5 protein-coding genes are annotated in these 2913 nt (G+C 71.9%); 2 read left to right on the forward strand and 3 right to left on the reverse strand.

Annotated features, from left to right (window positions below; translation table 11 throughout):
* The coding region (locus tag DQW85_RS24945) for an FAD-dependent oxidoreductase (RefSeq protein ID WP_113702428.1) at nt 1-326 on the reverse strand (326 nt) is incomplete at its 3' end.
* Nucleotides 327-332: 6 nt separating this feature from the next.
* Complete coding sequence (locus tag DQW85_RS24950) at nt 333-965, reverse strand: DUF305 domain-containing protein (RefSeq protein ID WP_113702429.1); 633 nt, start codon at nt 963-965, stop codon at nt 333-335.
* Nucleotides 966-1097: 132 nt separating this feature from the next.
* Here DQW85_RS24950 and DQW85_RS24955 point away from each other — a divergent pair, with 132 nt between their 5' ends.
* The gene (locus tag DQW85_RS24955; RefSeq protein ID WP_113702430.1) at nt 1098-1829 is read left to right on the forward strand and encodes a DUF3105 domain-containing protein; all 732 of its coding nucleotides are present in this window, start codon (nt 1098-1100) and stop codon (nt 1827-1829) included.
* Here the strand turns inward: DQW85_RS24955 and DQW85_RS24960 are convergent.
* Entirely contained in the window at nt 1774-2562 is a 789-nt protein-coding gene (locus tag DQW85_RS24960) for an aspartate/glutamate racemase family protein (protein WP_113702431.1), read from the reverse strand. The two genes, DQW85_RS24955 and DQW85_RS24960, sit on opposite strands and share 56 nt — an antisense overlap.
* 66 nt (nt 2563-2628) lie before the next feature.
* On the opposite strand from DQW85_RS24960, the gene DQW85_RS24965 reads away from it, so the two are divergent.
* Nucleotides 2629-2913: helix-turn-helix domain-containing protein (locus DQW85_RS24965; protein WP_162795352.1), on the forward strand; the 285-nt coding region annotated here is incomplete at its 3' end.

Consider the following 2913-nt stretch of genomic DNA (forward strand, 5'->3'; position numbering starts at 1 on the left):
CCGGCGGCGGTGCGGCGGGCGTCGCGGTGGACCAGCACGGCGGGCCGGCCGTCGAGCGGATGCGCGGCGGCCACGGCCGGATGCGCGAACTCCACCAGCTCCGCCACGCCCAGCTCCCGGAACGCGGGGGAGGCCAGGGCCATCGCCATCACGGTCGCGCCGACGTCGTGCACCCGGCCGGGCAGCGTGAGCTCCTCCGACCGCAGCCCGCCGCCGAAGCGGTCAGCGGCCTCCAGCAGCGTCACCTTCCGCCCGGCCGCGGCCAGCATCACCGCCGCGACGAGCCCGTTCGGGCCCGATCCGACCACGACGGCGTCGGCGCTCACGTTCGCTCAGCGCAGGATCGACGGGAGCGGCCGCGCGCCGCGGTGCTGGAGCATCTCGGTCATCAGCTTGATCTCCCCCGACTGGCCCGTGACGATCTTCTGCGCCATGCCGGCCACCTCTTCGCGGTCGGACATCTTCAGCAGCCCCTCGGCCATCTGCACACCGCCCTCGTGGTGGCGGATCATCAGCTGCAGGAACTGCACCTCCGCCTGCGCGCCCGTCAACCCCTTGAGCCTGGCCAGCTCCTCGGGCGTGGCCATCCCCGGCATCACGCCGGGCTTGACGGCCGCGCCGCCGTGGCCGTGGCCGCTCATCCACGCCATCGGCTGCTGGTCGCCCGCCTGGTCGAGCCCCCACTGCTGCAACCAGCCGAGGAACATGCCCCGCTGGTTGGCCTGGGTGTTGATGATGTCGAACGCCAGGTTGCCGATCTCCTTGGACGGGCTCTTGTCCCTGATCGTGAACGCCATGTCGACTGCCTGGGCGTGGTGCGCGGCCATGTCGCGGGCGAAGCCCGCCTCGGGCGAGGTGTCACCAGGGGCGCCCCCGCGGCCGAAGACGAGGAAGAGCGCCGCCGCGACGACGATGAGGACGGCGCCGGCGATGTACGGCTTGGCGGATTTCCCGGGCGTATCCATGGTCAGTCCAGCGTACCCACCGGGGCCGCCGGTCCGGCCGCGGGTCGTGATCTTACCCTTACATCGGTCTTATTCTCCGCATACGCCCGGAGGGCATAGGGTTACCGGAGTTGGCACGCCGATGGAGGAACGATGAAGGAGAAGGCGCAGGCGCGGCGCGAGCACCTGCAGAGGATGCGGGCCGAGCAGAGGCGCAAGGAGCGTCGCACGGCCTTCCTCATGTGGGGAGCGGGCGGCCTGGTCATCGTGCTGCTCGTCGGCGCGGTCGGCTTCTACCTGATCAACGAGGCGCGGCGCACCTCCCTCGCCGGGGTGACCAACCACTCCTACCCCGCAGGCCAGCACGTGTGGAAGCAGGTCGCGTACAAGGAGACCCCGCCGGTCGGCGGCGAGCACAACAACTACTGGCAGCAGTGCGACGTCTACGACAAGCCCATCCACAACGAGCACGGGGTGCACTCGCTGGAGCACGGCGCCGTCTGGATCACCTACCGCCCCGACCTGCCCAAGCAGCAGGTCGACGCGTTGAAGAAGGTGGCCACCTCCACCGGCCAGCGTGACTACATGCTGATGAGCCCGTTCCCCGGGCTGACGTCGCCGGTCGTGGTCTCGTCGTGGGGACACCAGCTCAAGCTCGACAGCCCCGACGACCCGAAGCTCGGCGCGTTCATCAAGAAGTTCCAGAACGGCAAGGACACCCCTGAGCCCGGCGCCACCTGCGGGGGCCAGTACGCGGTCACCACCACGGCCGACCAGGCTCCGCTGCCACCCGAGCCCAAGAACCAGCAGCAGCAGCCCATGGACAAGCTCAGCCCGTCGCCGACCCAGTCCGGGAGCGCGTCTCCGACGCAGTCCAATCAGTGACGCCGCCGCGCCAGGCGGGCAGCGGGCGCTCGCCCGCGGCGACCTCGTAGGCGGCGCGGGCCAGCAGGCGCGTGGAGTCGAGCGTGGGCAGGGGAGAGGTCTCCGGCGTGACCAGGAGCGGGATCTCCGTGCACGCCAGCGCCACGGCGTCGCAGCCGCGCGCCGCCAGCCGCTCGATGACGCGGGCGTACTCCCGGCGGGCGGCGTCGGTGAGCACCCCGTTCACCAGTTCCTCGAAGATGATCCTGTTGACGGTCTCCTGGTCGCCCGCCGCGGGCGTCTCGGCGGCGATGCCGTGCGCGGCGAGGGCTCGGGGGTAGACCGGGCCCTCCATGAGGTAGCGGGTGCCGAGGACGCCGACGCGCCGGTGACCGTCCCGGGCCGCCCGCGCCGCGACCACCTCGGCGATGTGCAGGCCGGGCAGGGCGAGGTCCGGGCCAGGATGTTCGAGGGCCAGGTGCGCGGTGTTGTCCGGGCAGGCGAAGAAGGCAGCGCCCGCGCGGGCGAGCCGGTCCACGCTCACCGCGAGCGTGGCGCGGACGGCGGCGTGGTCGCCCGACTCCCAGGCGGGCATGCTGCGGCCGAACGCGATGTGGTCGAGGGTCACGTCCGGGTGGTCGTTGCGCCCGGTGCGCCGGTGGCCCTCCTGGCAGTAGGCCAGGAAGCAGAGCGCGGCCCCCTCGGGGCTGTGCGCCAGGATGCCGAGATGCCGTTTGTTCCGTCGAACGCTCATACCGCTAGAATGAACATGCCCGTACGTGTTCGTCAAATCGAACGAAGCGACGTCTGGAGCGAACGCATGGGAAGCGGTCCACCGAGCGAGCGCGACTTCGACCTGGTCGGGCTGATCGCCGCGGCCATCCGGCGTGAGCGCGACAGGGCCGGCCTGTCGCTGAGCGAGCTGGCCAAGCGGGCGGGGCTCGCCAAGTCCACCCTGTCCCAGCTCGAAGCGGGCGCGGGCAACCCCGGCGTGGAGACGCTGTGGGCGATCGCCGCGGCGCTCGGCGTGCCGTTCAGCAGGCTCGTCGACCCGCCGCGGCCGGCCGCCCGGGTGATCCGCGCCGGTGAGGGGCCGGTCGCCCAC

This window comes from Nonomuraea lactucae (assembly GCF_003313395.1).
GTDB classification, from domain to species: Bacteria; Actinomycetota; Actinomycetes; order Streptosporangiales; family Streptosporangiaceae; genus Nonomuraea; species Nonomuraea lactucae.